We start from the raw sequence: 19,389 nt of genomic DNA, 5'->3' as shown, positions 1-19,389 counted from the left end.
TAGGGTATATTTTTCGCTCATTTAATTTATATGGAAATTTATTCAGTTATGCTAAAAAAAATTATTATCAGTGTTTTACCCGTACTTGCTCTAGCTGGTTGTGGGTCAACACCGCCGATTCAAGCACAAGAAAAAACTATTGCATATCAAGGACAAACTTATGTGTTTGGTGGTCAGTATGATGAGAATCGCAACGAATTACAACTTACTGTAAATGGAGATCCTTTATTGAAAGGGCGCTTTCCCCCATATACTCCTACACTAAACTTAGCAAGTGACTATCAAGATGTACATATTTCTAGTTATTGTTACTTTGGCTCAGTTTTGAGTAGCAAAGGAGGGGTTTTTGGTGCAGTGGCTGGTGCAATTCAGTCATCAAACTCAAAGTCTGGCGATAAGTGTGATATTAAAATCGGTGGTGAAACAATAGAAAGCCTATATTTCTAGTTCAGCTTAAGAATTATCATCTTAGATCAAGTGTTCTGCTTGATCTCTCAACTTAGCATTTCCACTTCGATATTTCCTTCAAAATACAATTTAGATAGCTTTTATTAATGTAAGCTTCTCTTAAAAGAGTAGATTTATTCGTGACTTAGATTACTAGAAAATATTAGTCATTTTAAAAAAAAATATTTAAGTATACATTAATTCATTCACCAAAGTGTTAAAAATAGATGGTAATTCTATTATTATAGAATCGTTACAGTCCTAAATATTGCAATTATTTAAATTTAAGTAATTGAATATACAGTCAATATAGACTTAGTAGAATTTAAATGATAATAAACTGTTGCATTTTTGAGCGTTGTTCCTAATACTGGTCAATGCATGTGCGCCTGCACATGTGTAAATGAATACCTTAAGTACATAGGCATAAAAATAAAACACTGAACACATTAAGGATTTATATGAACAACTCTAAACGAACACACACACTTAAATATCTACTTTTTGCCAGCGCTGCGTTTTTAATGAGCTTTTCTGCACTGAGTAAAGATCACAAAATTATACTGATCCACGGCTTGCAGGTATCGCAAATAACCAATAAGTCGGGCAGCGATGTATTAAACGAGGGTGAAACCTATTGGCAAACCTATTGGAATAACCGTGCTGATGAACGTATTGATTGGCCAGCCTATGAGCGCATTGAAGGTAAAATTGCGACCGATTGGGTATGGCCTAAATTAAAGCAAATATCGCGTTCTAACTTATGTGCTGATGGCTGTGTGCTAGTAACGCATTCAACAGGCGACTTAGTTGCTCGCCATATTATTGATAACCAAGCTAATTGGCTTGAAAATGCAGGCCTTACGCCACTTAATATTGTGGCGACCTTTGATTTAGCGGGAGCAGGGGGCGGCAGCGAGCTTGCCGATATTGCTGTAAGTGCTTTAACTGGCGCAGCATGGAACTTTGCAGTGGATGCAGCACTCAAATGGTGGTTAGGCAGTGATGTGACAGAAGCGGTGGGCGTATTACACGATTTAAAAGTAAATAACGCACGCAAAATTTCGCCGTTTCCAGATGCGCGTACGCCGCGTTTACGTTTTGTAGCCGATGGTAATGAGTACCTAGGTTTAACGGGCGGGTTTTTAAAAGGTAATGATGATTCGGTGGTGGCATCGCATTCATCGTGTGGAGCAAGCGCGGCTAAATCGTTTGGCAGTTGCAGTAGCAGTATTGATACTAATGGCCAGTTAAAATCACAAGGCGATGCCGTTAATAGCTTTATGCCGCACCATTATCCAATGATGATGAGCGACAGTTACAGCCACAACGAGATCCATAATGCGCAGCGCAAAGGGAATGTCACAATTGCCATGAACAATATAAATGTAGATGGTCAAAATGTTGGCTTTAACACATTTGATAAAACAACGGGTACTTGGTTTTGGAAAAAACACTACCGCTATATTAAGGATTCAAACACGCAAAGCGCCTCGGCACTTATTTATAACGTGATCCCTTAATAAGTACCTAAATTTTATAAACGCGTTAGGTATTAAACGCTAGAGCGTGTAGTTATTTGCTGCACGCTTTTAAAGGATTGATGCAACATGAAAAAGTTTTACATTGGTGCCGCTGTAGTCAGTATTGCGATGTTTTTACTGTGGTTTACAAATAAAAATGAAGTTAAAACGCTTGAGCCTCCCGCTGCACTGGCAATAAAAAACAAGACAGATCCAGCAAGCCCAGATAAAAACACCGTAATAACCATTGATGTGCCAAAACAAAAACAGGCAAAAAGCCCTGCCAAAATACATTATGATCAGCACTTGGCCAGTGCCGCTGAGCATGTGGCAATGCAATACCAAAGCGCACTAAAATACCCGCCTTATTCGCAGCCCTTAAGCGCACTTGATGAAGACCGTTTAAAGCCCAATCAGTTTTACCCAGTTACAAGCCCCATTGACGATGCGGGTAATGCCCTCGTTGTTAGTTTAGATAAATATAGGTTTGTATACCCGCAAGAAATAACCATTAATATTGCTGCGCAAAACCTAGCAGAGGTAAATGTAGCGCTAAGCAATACCGATACTAAAGCGTCAATCAATTCAAAAACCACCACAGCTCAGCAGGGCGAAGCCACAGTAAGCTTTAAAGGCAGTGAAGACTACCCGCGAAATTTACAGCTATTTGTAGAGGCAAATGTAGCAGGTAAAAAGGTGCCTGCAGTTGCGCAAATACAGTATATGCCACCCAGTGCGACGCTTATTGATTTTGATAATGCCTATGCACAAAACGAAAACATGATAGCCACAGCTCATTTAAAAGTGCTTAAAAGCGGCTTATATAGAATTAGAGCTAATTTATACAGTGATACGACCCCACTTGCACATTTGGTGACTAAAAAGAAACTTTCACAAGGCAGTCAAACGGTGGATTTAAAGGCGCATTGGTCGGTATTACCACAAGGGGTGGTTAACATGCGTTTAAGTGACTTTGTGATAGAGCGCATGTCGCCAAGCCCAGGTGAGCGTAATAGTTTTGGTAGCAGTGAGATTACTGAGTTTGAAATTACAGATTTTGCCTACGATAGTTTGCAACAGTTGCCTTATCAAGCAAACGAGCAAGAACGAATGAGTTTAGAGTTTTTAAAAGGGTTAGCTGATAAAGGCGCTTAGCAGGATTAATGAGTATAAAAAAAGGGGCGAGTAGCCCCTTAACTGTATTTTTAAAACCGTTAGCTTAGGTTAATAGTAACCACATCAGCTTGTTGCTGTTGGTTTTCATCTTCATCGCTTACAGGCGCGTTAGGTATATCTGGTTTATCGAGTGCTATATCGCCGCCATCAATAACGTCGCCGGTTTTTAGGTTTTCAAAGTCAAATAGTTCTGTATCGGCTAAATGCGAAGGCACCACATTTTGCATTGCAGTAAAAATACTCTCAATACGCCCAGGGTGGTCTTTATTCCACTGCGCTAGCATGTTTTTAGTGTGTTTACGTTGCAGGTTTTCTTGTGAGCCACATAAGTTACACGGAATAATAGGATAGCCTTGGCTAAATGCGTATTTACTTATATCGGCTTCTTTACAATAAGCGAGCGGACGGATAACCATATGCTCGCCGTTATCGCTCATTAGCTTAGCCGGCATGCTTTTAAGTTTACCGCCATAAAACATGTTTAAAAAGAGTGTTTCGATCATGTCATCGCGGTGATGGCCAAGGGCAATTTTAGTTGCGCCCATTTCTTTGGCTGTACGGTACAAAATACCACGACGTAGGCGTGAGCAAAGCGAACACGTGGTTTTACCCTCAGGGATGATATCGGTAACAATGCTGTAGGTGTCTTCTTCTACAATTTTGTATTCAATATCTTGTTTATCAAGGTACTCAGGTAAAACGTGTTCAGGAAAGCCTGGTTGTTTTTGATCGAGATTAACAACAAATAAATCAAATTTAATGGGCGCCACACGCTTTAAATGTTTAAGCATATCAAGCATGGTGTAACTGTCTTTACCACCCGATAGGCATACCATTATACGGTCGCCTTCTTCTATCATGTTAAAGTCCATGACGGCTTGGCCAGTAAGACGGCGTAAACGCTTTTGTAGCTTATTTAAGTTGTATTGAGCTTTGGCTTGAGCTGAGTGAGACACTACGCCCCCTTATAAAACAATGCGGCAAATTATTTGCTGAAAATAAAGGGGCGTATTATATACCCAAGTACTATGGGTATTAAAGCGCTAGTTAAGGCTTTGTTTAACTTTTGGCAAGCGGGCTTACGTAGCCATCAGGTTTTAATGCCAAGACATCGCAATCTAGGCTATCAATTACGTGCTCGGCAGTGTTGCCAACCAATGCGGCACTTAGCCCCGTACGCCCTACGGTGCCAATCACCACCAGTTCGCTATTTAAGCGATTTGCTACATCGGGGATCACATCCTCCGGTAGGCCTTCTTCTATAAAGCATTGCTCATTAGTTAAACTAAAAGTTTTAGCAAGCTCGTTGGTGGATTCTATGTGGTGTTTTTTTACAGATTCGTTATAAAGCCCAGGGTTAAATTCTGGTATCTCTATGGCAATATTAATGGGGGTAGCAGGGTAGGCATTAACTAAATTAAGTTTAGCGTTGGCAAGTTCACATAAAAATTGTGCATCTTTAATAATGCGTTTATTAAGGGCTACATGCTCATCGTTTTCACTAACCGCATTGACCGCGGCTAAAATATTACCTTGCTCAGGCCAAGCCATTTCTTTTACAAATAACACAGGTGTGGGGCATTTACGTACTAAGTGCCAGTCGGTAGGGGTAAAAATAACCGATTTTAGCGCACCATGCTGATGGGTACTTTTAACCACTAAATCGTATTCTTGTTCAATAACGGTATTAATAATGGCTTCAAAAGGGCGGTTATGCCAGACCACCTGGGTGGTGATATTTACATCTGGGTAGGTAGAAATTATATCCTTAAGCCATAATTCTCTATCGTTTATAACGGCTTTTCGCATTGCTTCGCGCTCTTCAAACGACAACATGGTGGTCATTTCGTAAGAAAAGTCGTAAACAGTCATAAAGGCGGTAATACTGGCGCCTGACTTTTTGGCTAAATCAATCGAGCGAGCTAAACCGTGATGGTCATCCTTAGTAGGATCAATAACGGCTAAAATACGTTTAATAGTGTTCATATGCTACTCCCTTTTTAACTTACTTTCAGTGTAACGTAAATACACAGCAGTTAAAGGGGTAGCACACAAATTGTTGTTCTAAATCAAAGTTACAACACCTATTAGCTTAGCTAGGCTTAATTATTGCTGCCGTTTTGGCGAGTGCGTCACTGTCTAAAATAGTAATAAATTTACCTTCTACCTTTATTAAGTCCGCTTTTTGAAAACGACTTAATAAGCGGCTGATGGTCTCAACGGTTAGGCCTAAATAGTTACCTATTTCACCACGAGTCATGGTAAATCTAAACTCTTTACGCGAGAATCCGCGCTCGCCAAAGCGCTCCGAAAGGTTATAAATAAAGCTCGCTAGGCGTTCTTCTGCAGATTTTTTATTAAGAAGTAGCAGCATTTCTTGATCGTAGGTAATTTCGCTACTCATTAAACGCATAATTTGTTGGCGAAGTTTGGGTAATTTACCTGCTAACTCATCGAGTGTATCAAACGGGATTTCGCATACCATTGATGTTTCAAGTGCTTGCGAAAAGCTCTGATGAGCCATTTTACTAATAGCATCAAAGCCGACTAAATCGCCGGCTAAGTGAAAACCGGTAATTTGCTCATCACCTTGTTCAGACAATGTGTACGATTTAAATGAGCCTGAGCGTACTGCATAAATTGCATTAAGCGCAGCACCGGATTCAAACAAGTAGTCGCCTTTGTGCAGGGGCTTTTTGCGCTCAATGATTTCGTCAAGTTTATCCATTTCTTGGCCATTTAACGAAAACGGCAAACACAATTGGCTGATGCTGCAGTTGTTACAGCTAATTGCACAATTACTTTTAGCGCGACTTTGAGAGAAATCCATAATTTAATCCGTTTTAATTTTTATACACAGCAATGAAAATAAGCCGAGTGGCTTAATACAGCTGACGATTAATGTACTAGTTTGTCGATGGCAATGATCAACAGGTACATACCATACCAAATTATAATACTGCCTAACACAATTCGCGTCCATGGGTGGTTAATAACACTATTAAGTTTTTGGGCGGCCAGGCCTAAGGTGATCATGGCCGGAAAGGTGCCAAGCGCAAAGCAAAGCATCACTAGGGCACCATCAAATGCACTAGGGCTGGTCATTGCCCATGTGAGCGCTGAATAAACCAAACCACAGGGTAGCCACCCCCACAAAGCGCCGTAACCCAATGCTTTAGCCGTTGAATCTACTGGCATTAAATGTTTATTAAGCTTAACAATATGCTGCCAAATAAGTGTTTTGCCTATTTTTTCAAGCCATTGCAGAGTGGGGCCTAAGCGCATTATATACACGCCTACCAGCAGCATAAAAATAGCCGCAATGAATGAAAGGGTTACAGAAAAAAACGTATTTTGTTTTGCAAATTGGCTACTTATACCCGCAACGAGTGCGCCAGCCAGCATGTAACTACACGCTCGGCCAATGTTATAAGCAAATGAATAAATAACAGATTGGCGCTTGTTACTGGCCAATTGCAATGAGCTGGCAATACCACCGCACATGGCAAGGCAATGCCCGCTACCAATTAAGCCCATTAAAAAGGCGCTGGTGTAAAGTGGGTCAATCATTACTTTTGTTGTGCTGTTCTTTATCATCTTCAAACAAAATACTATGACCTTGTTTGTTTAAATCAGAGAATTGCTCGCTTTTAACGGCCCAAAAAAACACGCCAATGGCAATAATCACAAATAATATGGCAATCGGGATTAAAATATAAATTATGCTCATAACTTTAAAAGCCTTAGTGAATTACTAATCACAATAATTGAGCTGGCAGACATACCAATAACGGCCATCCACGGGGCAACAAGCCCAAGCGCTGCAAGCGGTAAAATAGAAGCATTATACAACAAAGACAGCGTCAGGTTTTGCTTAATGATTCGCCTGGTTTGCTTAGCAACATTGAGTAGGTGCGCAATTGAGGCTAAATCACTGTTTAACAGCACTACATCGGCGCTGTTTTTAGAAATGTCGGCACCGGTTTCCATTGCAATGGATAAATGGGCACTGGCAAATACTGGGCTGTCGTTAATGCCATCGCCTACCATGGCAACCACTTCGTTTTGTGATGACCAATGCTCCACGGCGGTTTGTTTATCTTTAGGCGACAGGGCGCTTTGGCTGCTGTTGAGCTTTAACTGTTTTGCTATTTTTTGCCCTGCGTCTGATGCATCGCCTGTGAGCATATGACAGCTTAAGTTTTGTGCTTGTAAGGTACTTATAAGCTCACTGGCACCGGGTTTTACTTTATCTATAAAGTAAAAACGAGCAACTACGCGTTTATTTATAAATAGGCTTGCTTGGGCATTTGTTTTTTTACTGTCAAACCAGCCGCTTTTACCAATAGCGTAATGTTTATCTGCGCTTTGTGCACTAATGCCCATACCTGGGTGTACAGTAATGTTTGTAAGGGCAAGCTCGGTGGTGGCGTATTTATTAAATGCGCTGGCTATGGGGTGCTCAGAATAACGCTCTAACTGGGCTGCAATATTAAGCGCTTGCTCTTTAGAGATTGTGTCATCGAGTATATCAATGGCATCTAAGCTAAATTTACCTTGTGTGAGGGTGCCTGTTTTATCAAAGGCAAACAGCGTTAATTGCGAGAGGGTTTCGAGCACATGCGCTTGTTTAATTAGCACCCCTTTGCGGGTGAGTGTGGCTACAGCGCACGTTAATGCGGTAGGTATAGCAAGGCTAAGCGCGCAAGGGCAAGTGGCAACCAATACAGAAATAGTGATCCAAAACGCGTGCTCTGGGTCAATTTGGTACCAGCCAACGGCCGTTATAGAGGCAAAAACTAGCAAGCAGGCAATAAACCACTGGGCAACTTTATCGGTAATTTCTACCAGTTTAGGGCGCTTGGTAAGCGCAGTGTGTTGTAAGTGTATAATTTGGTTTAGTAGGGTGTTTTGGCCAATTTTATTTATTTTTATTTCTATTAAGCCATCATGATTAACACACCCGGCATACACATTGTGGCCAATAAACTTATTAACGGGCTGATGCTCACCGGTCATCATCGACTCATCAACGCTTGTTTGCCCCTTGATAAGCTCTCCGTCAGCGGGGATAGTTTCGCCAGCTTTTATGAGTACAACATCATTAAGTTTAAGCTTTTTAGCTGCAATAATATGCTCTTGGCCGTTATCATCAAGGGTGCGGGCGGTTAAAGGTAGCAGCTTTTGTAAGTTGGCAGTAAACTCGCTGGCTTTTAATCGGGCCCTAAATTCGAGGTATTTACCTAATAATAATAAAAAGGTAAACATACATACCGATTCAAAATACACTTCGCCTACTTGCATAAATGTGGCATAACAGCTGGCGCTATACGCACCAAAAATAGCCAGCGAAACGGGTAAGTCCATATTTAACTGTTTTGCTTTTAAGCCATTAATAGCGTTAGTTAAAAAGGGTAATGCGCTGTATAAAATAACGGGGGAGGCAAGCACTAGGCTTATCCACCTAAAGTATTGCTCAAAGTTATTATCCATACCCGAGAACATGCCAAAGTACATGGCAAAGGCAAACATCATCACTTGCATGGTCATCAGCCCTGCAACACCTAAGCGGCGTATATAGGCTTTTGCTGTTTGTTGCTTTTGTTGGGCTTCGTCATCGGCTTGAAACGGGTAAGCTTTATAGCCAATTTTGGCTAAGGAAGTAATAATTTCGCTCAGCGGGGTTTGGGTTTTATCCCATTGGATCATGGCACGGTTAGTTGAGGTATTAACATCAACGCGCTTTACCGTTTTTAAGCTAAGTAATTGCTTTTCGATAAGCCATGCACACGCGGCGCAGGTAATGCCTTCAACACTTAAAAGTACTTGGGATAAGTTATCGGTTGTGGCTATAAACTCATCTTGTATGTCTTCGTTGTCGTAGCTTTTAATAAACGCGAGTTGCTCAGGGACTAACTGCTCTACTTTACCAGCGCGTACGGTGCGGTATTTGTAATAGTCGGTCATGCCTTGGTCAACAATGTTTTGCGCAACTGCTTGGCAGCCAATACAGCACATAGGCTGTGGCGTGTTATCTATTGTTACGGTTGCGCGAAATCCATTTGGCACACTTTCAAGGCAATGAAAGCAAGAAACGCTCATAGTGGTGGCTACTTATAATTTGGGGTAACTAACAAAGGCTGCTCTGTAGGAAGAGTAATGTTTTCTTTTAACTTCCAACTACCATCCACCGGCTCTATAAAGACAGAGTAAGCACCTGGTGTGTAGTTATCTAAAAGGGCAGTAAATTCTTTATTTGCATTAGGGGTAAGCGTTGCTTCAAAGTCATGCGCTTTGATGGTGCGATGATAAAAAGACAGCTTTAAAGCGTGTACGTTACTATAATCGCCTTTGGTAAAGGCAAAACTGGCACGCTCGTTTGTAACATTAAGCTTGCCATGTAAAAACAGTGCTTTGGCTTTTTCAAACTTAGTAAGTTCTAAGTTTATTGCTTTGCCTTTTTTATAGTAATCATCAACCACCATATCTGGGCCGTTGCCCACAGCAGTAATAATTAAGGTTATGCACCCGATAATAGCCGCTAGCGGAAAAAAGATTAAAAACCAAGGCCAAAAATTTTTATACCACGGAGTAGGTTGCATAGTTGCTCTAAAATTAGTTTAGGTAGGGCTATTTTATAGCAAATATTTGTAAAAGACTAAAAAAAAGCCTCCGACTGGAGGCTTTTTTGATCTGGATTAATCTGTTGAAATAAAAAGATTAATTAATAGTTAACTCGGTGTTTATTTATCTTGCGATAAACTGTAAACATAGGCAGTTAACAGGTGAATTTTATCTTCACCTAAAATGTCTTTCCATGCTGGCATTACACCGGCGCGGCCATGGTTAAGGGTTTCTTCAACAGCGCGTTGAGAGCCACCGTATAACCAAATGTTATCTGTAAGATTTGGTGCACCAAACGGTAAGTTATGTGCAACAGAGCCTTTACCATCTGCACCGTGACACGCGGCACACATCGCAAACTTAGCGGCACCTGCAGCGGCATCTTTTTGGTTAACAGTACGACCAGACAAGCTAAGTACGTGCGCTGTCATTTCTTTAACGCCTTGCTCACCAAGTGCTGCACTCCAAGAAGGCATTGCGGCTACACGACCATAAAGAAGCGTTTCTTTAATTTTGTCTGGTGAACCACCGTATAACCAATCTTTATCAGTTAGGTTAGGGAAGCCAGTTGCACCACGTGCATCTGAACCATGACATTGGGCACAGTTTTGCGAGAATAAACGCTGACCAATTTCAAGTGCTAACTGGCCGTCTGTTTGTTCATGCTTTTCGCCATTTTCAAGGGCTACTTGCTGCGCTGCATCACCTTCAAATTTAGAGTTAACTAAATCTAATACTGGTACTTGTGCAAGCTTGTTAAAAATAGGACCAAAGCGCTCTTGTGCTGCTTCGTATTCTTTATCAAGCTTTACATAGCGGCCTTCTTCTTTTGCTTTAGCCGTGGCTTCTTTAGATTCAGCTAAAGAGGTAATACCTTGGTTAGAGCTTGTCCATTTACCTAAGCCTTCCCAGTTACCTAAACCTGGATAAGCTGCTAAGTAATATACCGACCAAATAAATGTTGCGAAGAACATGTACGTCCACCATTTTGGTAGTGGATTATTTAGTTCGGTAATGCCGTCATATTCATGTCCGCAGTCTTCACCTTCTTTTACGCCCGCATAGTTTTTAAGGTTCCAAACTAATAAGCTAAAAATGATGATTAAGCAGGCTAGGGTTAATACAATAACCCAAATACTCCAAAAGCTAGTCATTTTTCAGACTCCTTTTCCTCGTTAGAGAGTGTGTTGTTATGTTTTTTTTCATCTTCGAAAATGGCATTAGCAGCGTCATCAAAACGATTTTTGCTACGCTTGCTGTATGCCCATACAACAATCACAATAAACAATACTAAAATTACCAGAGTCAAAATGCCTCTGTATGTTCCGTAATCCATAATAATTACTTCAAGTGGGTGCCAAGTTGCTGTAAATACGCGATTAGGGCTTGCATTTCTGTTGCGCCTTCGCCGTTATTCATAGCGTTAACTTTATCAACATCTGCTTGTAGCTCTTCGTCGCTGCCATAACCTAAACCCGGGTGTTTAGGGTTTTCTGGGTTAATAGCAAAAGTATCACGGAAAATTTGTAGTTTTTTCAGAGTCAGGCTGGTATCAACCTTTGTCTCTGCTAACCAAGGAAAACCTGGCATGTTCGACTCAGGAACCACGGCGCGTGGGTCAACTAAGTGTGCATAATGCCAATCGTCCGAGTAACGGTTACCTACACGTGCAAGGTCAGGACCAGTACGTTTAGAACCCCATTGGAAAGGGTGATCCCATACTGATTCGCCCGCTACAGAGTAGTGACCGTAACGCTCAACTTCATCACGAAAAGGACGAATCATTTGTGAGTGACAGTTATAACAACCTTCACGTACATAAATGTCACGACCTTCCATTTCAAGCGCGTTAAGTGGGCGCAAACCTTCTACAGGTTTTGTTGTATCGTCTTGGAACATTAGCGGAGTAATTTCAACTAATGCACCAAAACTAATAGCAAAAACAGTCAGAATAGCCATTAGGCCAACGTTCTTTTCTACTATTTCATGTTTGTTTTGTGAATTTTTATTGCTCATCATCTCACTCCGTTATGCTAATTGTGCTTGCGCGTCTAACTTCAGTGATTCTTTCTCAGCTGAAATTGTACGCAGAACGTTGTAAGCCATAACTAACATACCTGTAACGATGAATACACCGCCTACAAAGCGCATAATATAGAAAGGATGTGATGCTTCTAAAGACTGAACAAAGCTGTACATTAATGTACCGTCAGAGTTAACTGCGCGCCACATTAGACCTTGCATAACACCTGAGATCCACATTGCAACAATGTAAAGTACAACACCTACTGTGTGTAACCAAAAGTGCGTGTTAACCAATTTAACGCTGTACATACGACCTTGTGCGAATAACGCAGGAATAAGGTGGTAAATAGCACCAATTGAAATCATCGCAACCCAACCTAGTGCACCTGAGTGTACGTGGCCGATAGTCCAATCTGTGTAGTGAGATAATGCATTTACAGATTTAATTGCCATCATTGGGCCTTCAAACGTAGACATACCGTAGAAAGACAATGAAACAACTAAGAAACGCAGTACTGGGTCGGTACGTAGCTTATGCCAAGCGCCAGAAAGCGTCATTATACCGTTAATCATACCACCCCAAGACGGTACAAATAAGATAATAGACATAACCATACCTAAACTTTGCGTCCAATCAGGAAGCGCAGTGTAGTGAAGGTGGTGAGGACCTGCCCAAATGTAAAGTGAAATAAGTGCCCAAAAGTGAACTACCGATAAACGGTAAGAGTAAACTGGGCGACCTGCTTGCTTTGGTACAAAGTAGTACATCATACCTAAGAAACCAGCCGTTAGTAGGAAACCTACAGCGTTGTGACCGTACCACCACTGAACCATTGCATCTACCGCACCTGCGTAGATTGAGTATGATTTAGTTAACGACACAGGCACTGCCATGCTGTTTACAATGTGTAGCACTGCAACAGTAATAATAAAGCCAGCGTAGAACCAGTTAGCAACGTAGATGTGCGATACTTTACGTTTGATCAGCGTACCAAAAAATACCACTGCGTAAACTATCCATACTACCGCGATTAAAATATCGATTGGCCACTCAAGCTCTGCATATTCTTTAGAGCTAGTAATACCCAGTGGTAATGTAATTACGGCTAATACAATAACAAGCTGCCAACCCCAAAAAGAGAAAGCGGCGAGTTTGTCTGAGAAAAGGCGCGTTTGACAAGTACGTTGAACGACGTAATAAGACGTCGCAAAAAGTGCACTGGTACCAAATGCGAAAATTACTGCGTTCGTGTGTAACGGACGTAGTCGAGAGTATGTTAACCATGGTGTATCAAAGTTAAGTGCTGGCCAAGCTAATTGGGCAGCAATCAGAACCCCAATACTCATGCCAACGATGCCCCAAATCACTGTCATAATAGCGAATTGGCGTACAACTTTATAGTTATACTCAGTTTGTGATGCTACTGTTTGGCTCATTTTCTGGCTTCCGCTGCAATAAATGCGTTTAGAAATGAATTACCCACCGTTTAAAGTGGGGCCTACTATTTTCCCCAAGCGTATTACCTAAAACGTTCAAAGCCTGAATGCTTCAGAAAACAAACTCGAGAAACCCTTATTTTTTGCGGGTGAAATGATAAATTTTTTGGCCTAAAAAAGATAGGTCAATTACATAAAATTATGACATCAATCAAAGTTTGTGAGTTTGTTGTTTATTTTTTGATACAGATTGTACCTATATTAACCAAACATCACACTGGCTATTGTTATTTCAAAGCATGCTAATTAAGATTTGTTTTTATTTAGCGCGGATTTGTTATGCATATATATAGATTATCTTTGTTTTTAATGCTGTTTTTGGTATTAACAGGCTGTGACAATGCCAATCAAAAAGATCAAAAAGCACTGTTAAAAACAAATTGCGACACGAATCAGCGCTGTATTTATAACACCGGTGTTAAAGTATGGTTAAGTGATAAAATTATTTCCCCCGAAACCCCCTTTAGTATTTACCTTGATTTACCCGCCCACCTAAAAATAGATAACGCTAAGCTTGAAAGTATAACCATGTATATGGGTTTTATTCCGCAAAAGTTCACTAAAGAAGCAACTATTTATAAAAGTGACACTATGGTGGGCATATGCTCTGAGAAAAATATGCTGTGGCAACTGGTGCTTAATTTAAGCAATGTTCAAACTGGTGAGAAAATCACTCACTTTTATAATTTTTATGTGACGTATTAAGGTACCTTTTTCCTGCCAATCATTTTTTTAGCTGGCGCATAACAAAAATCAGCTATTAATAAGGTATTACTATAATAAGGCACTACTATTAAGCGGTACGCCTTTTATATGCAGCGCTGCAATAGTAGGTGTATAAAATTGTATTTAAAGCACTAACACACATTTAAACCTCTTTGCTGCCTTGTATGCTGTAACCTTTTTTTTCATTCTCATCTGTTTTATGTTGGTGTGCTTACTCGTTCTTGTTATGGAGTGAATTGCCTTACGGTAATAGGGGGGCTTCGTAATGTTTATAGTAAAAGCGTATTACTTGCATTACTGGGCATGTAAAAAAGTAAATCCTGCTTACTTTAATGATAACTATTTTAATAAAGCTAAACGCCCTCAATTTAAGACCCTCTAATGATTTGCTAAATCAAATAACTCCTCCCATTCCGAGCAAACGTTGAAGTCTCGCTGAACAAAAAATATTGCCAAAAAAACTAAATAAATAGCTTAATAAGACTATTTAAGCGGTAAATCTGCATATTTATGGTTATTAATTTTATTACAGCTTTACGGTTTTACTAATGCGCTGTGATTAATATGTTAATTTTTCTAAAAAGGGTATATTTATCCATTAATTACATTTGATTACAATCTGCATAACTTTGATTTCAGGTGTGTTTTAATTGCTTTGTATTAGTTTTATCTCAATGATTTTTAATTGTTTTTTTTAGTTAACACTGCAACAAGTTATAACCTTTGTACCTTTTTTGGTTATTCTTTTTTGGTGTTGTATATATAACGATCTTCCATTAAGTTTTTGTTCAGTTAACTCAGCCTAAGTTGCCCCCCTGACTCACAATTCTTATAAAAAGTGAGCATTACCAATCAAGGTAAATTTCCAACAAGTAGGGTTTATTCATGAAAAAATCAACTCTTGGTTTAGCTGTAATCGCAGCAATCCCAATGTTCTCAAGTATGCAAGTAGTAGCGGCCGAAGATGGCGCAAACGCTATTGAAAAAATTCAAGTAACGGGTTCTCGCATTAAGCGTTCGGATATGGAAAACGCCAGTCCAGTTACATTAATTGGTGCAGACGATATTAAAGCAATGGGTGCAACAAGCATCGATAGCGTATTACAAAAGATGACTGCTACTGGCGGTGCAATGACCAACCCAGGTATTAACAATGGTTCGGGTGGTAATGCTTCTATCGATTTACGTGGTTTAGGTTCACAACGTACATTAGTACTTGTAAATGGCCGTCGTATGATCAACTCGGGCACAGGCGCTGCTTCTACTGTCGATTTAAATACTATCCCTGTTTCTATGATTAAATCGGTTGAAGTACTTAAAGATGGGGCATCTGCTGTTTATGGTACTGATGCGGTTGCTGGTGTTGTGAATATCATTTTAAAAGATGATTTCGAAGGCCTAGACATGAATGCTAACACAGCAATCACTGGCGAAGGCGATGCTACAGAAAATTCAGTTGACTTCACTGTAGGTACTTCATTCGATAAAGGTAATATTGTTATCGGTATGCAGTACACTGACCGTGGTAAAGCATCGCAGGCAGATCGTAGCTTTTCTAACTGCCCACTTGCTGAAGGCTCTAACGGACTTTACTGTACAGGGTCTTCATATAACGAAGGCGGTCACATTTGGAACGGTAATGGTGAAAAAGGTACCACCGTTGATGCTAGCGGTAAAGATATTAGTGTTTCATTAATTGATGACTCTGGTGTTACTGGTCGTGGTGGCGATTATCATCGTTACACTAATGAAGATGCTTACAACTATTCTCCTTCAAGCTATCTTTACACGCCAATGGAGCGCTTAAACTTAACTGGTCTTGCTACTTATGAGCTATCTGATGACACAAGTTTATTTGCTGAGTTTACTTATACTAAACGTTGGTCAGAGCAGCAAATGGCGCCTCAGCCAGTATGGTTTGATTTTGAATATACAGAAGATATGGGTGATTCACTTCTAAGTCAAAGCTATGATAATCGTGTTGACTTAGATGGCGATGGCTACTTAGATAAAGATGCAAATGGAAATTACGTCACGCAAGAAACTAACTACCAATACGGTGATAAAATTTCTTACGGACGTCGCATGTCTGATACAGGTGCACGTTATTTTGAACAGTCAGTTGATACAGTAAGAGCTGTTGTTGGTGCTCAGGGTTTCATTAGTGATTACTCTTGGGACATATCAGCTAACTTTGGTCGTAACGATTCAGTTGATAAGCTAAGTAATCTTCATAATATGGGTGCCATTCAAGATCAGATCTTAGAGGGGACTTTCAACCCACTTGATCAAAATGCATGGACATCTGAAGATTTCCGTAAAAATGTTTACACTGAAGTAAACAATGGTGGTAGTCAGTTATTTATCTTAGCAGCATCTGTTTCAGGTGAAATGTTTGAAATGCCAGCTGGTTATGCAGCGTTTGCAGCAGGTGTTGAACGTCGCCAAGAAAAGGCGTGGTATACGCCTGACTCGCTTACAGCTCAAGGCTTAGCTAATGATCCTATGGTAGAACCAACATCAGGTGGTTTTGATGTAAATGAAGCTTATGTGGAATTTGCTATCCCATTACTTGCAGATGCGCCTTTTGCTCAAAATGTAGAGCTAAGTGCTGCAATTCGTGCTTTTGATTACAGTACTTTTGGTTCTGATGAAACATGGAAACTAGGTCTTACATGGAAAGTAAATGACGAATTAATGTTGCGTAGTGTTGTTTCTACAGCTTTCCGTGCTCCAACAGTATCTGAACTTTACTCTGGTAATTCACCTTCTTTCGAGCAAATTAGTTACCCTGGCGCTCAGGAGCAGGCAGAAGTAACTGTAGGTGGTAATGACCAATTAACACCTGAAGAAGCAGATACACTAACGGCAGGTATTGTTTATGAGCCGCAGTGGCTTGATGGCTTCTCGATGACATTGGATTATTACAAAATCGAAATTGAGAATGCGATTGCGTCTGTTGATAATCAATACATTGTTGATCAATGTTTAAATAATGCTGGTAATTCAAGCTCTGCTTTATGCCAATCTTCTAATGTGTCAATGGATGCGACTGGTCGAGTTAAGTTTAATAACCAGCTACAAAATATTGGTGCAGAGGAAACATCTGGCATCGATTTAAACTTAGCGTATAGCTTCGAAGCTGCTGGCTTAAATTGGAAAGCCGGGTTAGATACAACTTATTTAGATGAATATGTAGTAACTGTACTTGATGAGACAGTAGATTATGCGGGTCTTATTACATCAGGTTCTGGTGGGTATGCAGATATTAAATCTAATTTAACACTAAATGTATCAGGCGATCGTTGGGATGCACAGTATCAAGCGCGTTATATTGCTGGTATGGATAGCTACTCTTGTTTAGATGATGCTGACAGCTGTTATGCACCTACGACTCCTTCTGTCGTTTATCACGATATTAGCGGTAGCTTCTTAGTTAATGATAGCCTGTCTCTATCTGCGGGTATCAACAACTTATTTGATAAGCAACCTCCTTACTACACAGGTAACAACGATTCTAACACTGACCCGTACACATACGATGTACTAGGCCGTCGTTTCTTTGCTGGTGTAAACGTTAAGTTTTAATTAGCACATTAATCGTATTAAGGCTCAGTGTTTACTGGGCCTTTTTTATTGAACAAAATTAAGGAGACCAGTACACTTATACACTCAATAAAAGGAGAGTTGTTTGATAAAACAAGACGAAAATTTATCTTTTGTCATAGAACCAGAGTTATCCCCTCGCTCTGAGCAGCGTATCGACCTGTATTTTTCTATACCCAATGAAATGGGTATAAACGTGCAAACCCTCAGTGAAGAGTCTTATTTTAATAACCACTTTAAATCGCACTTAGCTTATAACGCTAAAAACATACACTTACCCTTAGTGCGTAGCCGCTTTGTTAGTAAAAACAAAGGTGAGCAACAAGATTACCGCCAAAACCTTAATTTGTACTGTTATCAGGTGCGTTTAGCGCTCGACGCTGATATTAAAGATGCATTAAAGATTCAAGAAGTGGATGCTTTTTATGCCCGTGCACAAGAGCTGTTTGAGCAAAGTGAAGGGCTGCTAAAAAAGCTGCGCAGATATACCCCCGATGATGAAAAGCTGGTGCCGTTTTACACCAATGCCGATAACTATTTAAGTTGGCATGTTGAGCAGTCGTTTTTAAAGCTATTAGATGAAGGCCCGCGCAGCAGTGACTTTGCGAAAGAGCGCAACGACTTACTGCAATTTTGTAAAAACGAAAATACATACCGGTTTGAGCAAAATTACAACTCAGAAACCACGTTGCAAGATGGTAACCGCATTACAAATAAAATGCGTTTACTGCAGCGCCTAATAGAGCACGGCGTTATTTTGCATCGCAATACGCGTTATTTAAATAGTTACCTAAAGCGTTTAGTAAAAGGCACGGTTACAGCTGTCATTATGGCATTTGTAATGGTAGTTATACTTAACGCGCGCTCAACCTTTACCGAAGTTACCGCTACCCTTATTTTAATATTAGGGGTTATTTACGGCTTGCGTGAAATATTTAAAGAAGACATTACACGGGTAATTTGGCGCGCTATTGTGCGCGGGCGTCCTAAATGGCGGTTTGTATTTAAAAACAGCATCACTAAAGACCGCGTTGCAAGTCAGTTTGTGTGGCTTGAGTATATGCGTTTTAAAAAAATCCCTAGTGAAGTAAAAACAATATTTTCAAAAAGGCGTCAGCAAAACAAGCTAGCCGCGCAGTGGCTGCATTTTGCCAGTGAAACACGTGTTTCAGCTAAAGAGTTTTTACCAGGCTACGATACTCTACAGCAAAGTATGCGCTTTAATTTGGCGCCCTTTGCACGGTATTTAAAACGCGGCGAGGGCAAGCTGTATCATTTAGATGGTAATAAAATATCAAAGCAAGCGGTTGAAAGGCGCTACCAGTTAAATTTGGTGATGGTATTAAAAGACGAGGAAAGAACTTTATACCAGCGTTACAAAATAACCCTCAATCGCAGTAAAATAGTTAATATTGAACTTATTTACTCTAAAAAATAGAAAATAAAAAAGGGATAGCAACGGCTATCCCTTAGTGTCATGTAAATTTAGCTAATTTAGCGCAGTATTACTGTGTAATACCGTGCTTAGAATAAATAGTTACCTTGTCTGAAACGAGTGTTATTTCAATGTTTTTAGACTCATCACCCCATACACAATTAGTATGTAGGGTTTTTTCTACGCAGTTATCAGCAGTACCTAAAATAGCTTCTACTTCGGCTTTATCCATGCCAACTTCAATTTTTTCGTAGTTTTCTAGGCTTACTTTTGAACAAGCTGCCAGGCTTAGCGTTGCTGCGATGATCAGGAGTTTTTTCATTGTTATGT

18 protein-coding genes are annotated in these 19,389 nt (G+C 40.2%); 6 read left to right on the top strand and 12 right to left on the bottom strand.

The window, feature by feature from the left end:
• Positions 1 to 48 precede the first annotated feature (48 nt).
• The 3 genes from B4F91_RS12615 to B4F91_RS12605 all read left to right on the top strand — a co-directional run bounded on the left by B4F91_RS12615 (position 49) and on the right by B4F91_RS12605 (position 3,125).
• Entirely contained in the window at positions 49 to 447 is a 399-nt protein-coding gene (locus B4F91_RS12615) for a hypothetical protein (RefSeq protein WP_096042570.1), read from the top strand.
• A 461-nt stretch (positions 448 to 908) separates the two neighbouring features.
• On the top strand, positions 909 to 1,970 hold the full coding sequence (locus B4F91_RS12610; RefSeq protein ID WP_286937983.1) for a hypothetical protein: 1,062 nt from the start codon (positions 909 to 911) through the stop codon (positions 1,968 to 1,970).
• 87 nt (positions 1,971 to 2,057) lie between these two features.
• Positions 2,058 to 3,125, top strand: a complete 1,068-nt coding sequence (locus B4F91_RS12605) for a hypothetical protein (protein ID WP_286937985.1) — start codon at positions 2,058 to 2,060, stop codon at positions 3,123 to 3,125.
• 59 nt (positions 3,126 to 3,184) lie between these two features.
• Here B4F91_RS12605 and ttcA read toward each other — a convergent pair whose 3' ends face one another.
• The 11 genes from ttcA to ccoN all read right to left on the bottom strand — a co-directional run bounded on the left by ttcA (position 3,185) and on the right by ccoN (position 13,232).
• Positions 3,185 to 4,102 (bottom strand): tRNA 2-thiocytidine(32) synthetase TtcA, encoded by a 918-nt coding sequence (gene ttcA, locus B4F91_RS12600; protein ID WP_029774533.1) that lies wholly within the window; start codon positions 4,100 to 4,102, stop codon positions 3,185 to 3,187.
• A 103-nt stretch (positions 4,103 to 4,205) separates the two neighbouring features.
• A complete protein-coding gene (uspE, locus tag B4F91_RS12595) occupies positions 4,206 to 5,132 on the bottom strand; it encodes a universal stress protein UspE (RefSeq protein ID WP_024032584.1) in 927 nt (308 codons plus the stop codon).
• 106 nt (positions 5,133 to 5,238) lie between these two features.
• Positions 5,239 to 5,976, bottom strand: coding sequence for an FNR family transcription factor (locus tag B4F91_RS12590; protein ID WP_248531003.1), 738 nt, complete (start codon positions 5,974 to 5,976; stop codon positions 5,239 to 5,241).
• A gap of 68 nt (positions 5,977 to 6,044) precedes the next feature.
• Positions 6,045 to 6,716, bottom strand: a complete 672-nt coding sequence (locus B4F91_RS12585) for a sulfite exporter TauE/SafE family protein (protein WP_286741937.1) — start codon at positions 6,714 to 6,716, stop codon at positions 6,045 to 6,047.
• Positions 6,709 to 6,876, bottom strand: a complete 168-nt coding sequence (gene ccoS / locus B4F91_RS12580) for a cbb3-type cytochrome oxidase assembly protein CcoS (protein ID WP_002963071.1) — start codon at positions 6,874 to 6,876, stop codon at positions 6,709 to 6,711. The genes B4F91_RS12585 and ccoS overlap by 8 nt, the downstream gene beginning before the upstream one ends.
• Positions 6,873 to 9,248 carry a heavy metal translocating P-type ATPase gene (locus B4F91_RS12575; RefSeq protein ID WP_286937989.1) on the bottom strand — a complete coding sequence of 792 codons (2,376 nt, stop codon included), beginning with the start codon at positions 9,246 to 9,248 and terminating at the stop codon, positions 6,873 to 6,875. The genes ccoS and B4F91_RS12575 overlap by 4 nt, the downstream gene beginning before the upstream one ends.
• A gap of 8 nt (positions 9,249 to 9,256) precedes the next feature.
• Positions 9,257 to 9,748, bottom strand: a complete 492-nt coding sequence (locus B4F91_RS12570) for a FixH family protein (RefSeq protein WP_004588822.1) — start codon at positions 9,746 to 9,748, stop codon at positions 9,257 to 9,259.
• Positions 9,749 to 9,889: 141 nt separating this feature from the next.
• Positions 9,890 to 10,924: a cytochrome-c oxidase, cbb3-type subunit III gene (gene ccoP / locus B4F91_RS12565; RefSeq protein WP_054982343.1), complete on the bottom strand. Its 1,035-nt coding sequence runs from the start codon at positions 10,922 to 10,924 to the stop codon at positions 9,890 to 9,892.
• Positions 10,921 to 11,106 (bottom strand): CcoQ/FixQ family Cbb3-type cytochrome c oxidase assembly chaperone, encoded by a 186-nt coding sequence (locus tag B4F91_RS12560; RefSeq protein ID WP_004588824.1) that lies wholly within the window; start codon positions 11,104 to 11,106, stop codon positions 10,921 to 10,923. Before B4F91_RS12560 ends, ccoP begins: the two co-directional genes overlap by 4 nt.
• Before the next feature lie 5 nt (positions 11,107 to 11,111).
• Positions 11,112 to 11,786: a cytochrome-c oxidase, cbb3-type subunit II gene (ccoO, locus tag B4F91_RS12555; protein WP_004588825.1), complete on the bottom strand. Its 675-nt coding sequence runs from the start codon at positions 11,784 to 11,786 to the stop codon at positions 11,112 to 11,114.
• 12 nt (positions 11,787 to 11,798) lie between these two features.
• Positions 11,799 to 13,232, bottom strand: coding sequence for a cytochrome-c oxidase, cbb3-type subunit I (gene ccoN / locus B4F91_RS12550; protein WP_004588826.1), 1,434 nt, complete (start codon positions 13,230 to 13,232; stop codon positions 11,799 to 11,801).
• Between the two features lie 339 nt (positions 13,233 to 13,571).
• On the opposite strand from ccoN, the gene B4F91_RS12545 reads away from it, so the two are divergent.
• The 3 genes from B4F91_RS12545 (at position 13,572) to B4F91_RS12535 (ending at position 19,062) form a co-directional block, all read left to right on the top strand.
• Positions 13,572 to 13,997 carry a hypothetical protein gene (locus B4F91_RS12545; protein WP_286937990.1) on the top strand — a complete coding sequence of 142 codons (426 nt, stop codon included), beginning with the start codon at positions 13,572 to 13,574 and terminating at the stop codon, positions 13,995 to 13,997.
• Between the two features lie 906 nt (positions 13,998 to 14,903).
• Positions 14,904 to 17,606 (top strand): TonB-dependent receptor, encoded by a 2,703-nt coding sequence (locus B4F91_RS12540; protein ID WP_138579716.1) that lies wholly within the window; start codon positions 14,904 to 14,906, stop codon positions 17,604 to 17,606.
• Positions 17,607 to 17,709: 103 nt separating this feature from the next.
• Entirely contained in the window at positions 17,710 to 19,062 is a 1,353-nt protein-coding gene (locus B4F91_RS12535; RefSeq protein WP_024032591.1) for a hypothetical protein, read from the top strand.
• 67 nt (positions 19,063 to 19,129) lie between these two features.
• Here B4F91_RS12535 and B4F91_RS12530 read toward each other — a convergent pair whose 3' ends face one another.
• Positions 19,130 to 19,381, bottom strand: coding sequence for a DUF3862 domain-containing protein (locus B4F91_RS12530; RefSeq protein ID WP_286937993.1), 252 nt, complete (start codon positions 19,379 to 19,381; stop codon positions 19,130 to 19,132).
• Positions 19,382 to 19,389: the final 8 nt, after the last annotated feature.

It is taken from the genome of Pseudoalteromonas sp. UBA6610 (assembly GCF_002433295.1).
GTDB lineage: Bacteria > Pseudomonadota > Gammaproteobacteria > Enterobacterales > Alteromonadaceae > Pseudoalteromonas > Pseudoalteromonas atlantica.
Note: the sequence above shows the minus strand (reverse complement) of the source record. Positions and strands in the feature narration are given on the sequence as shown.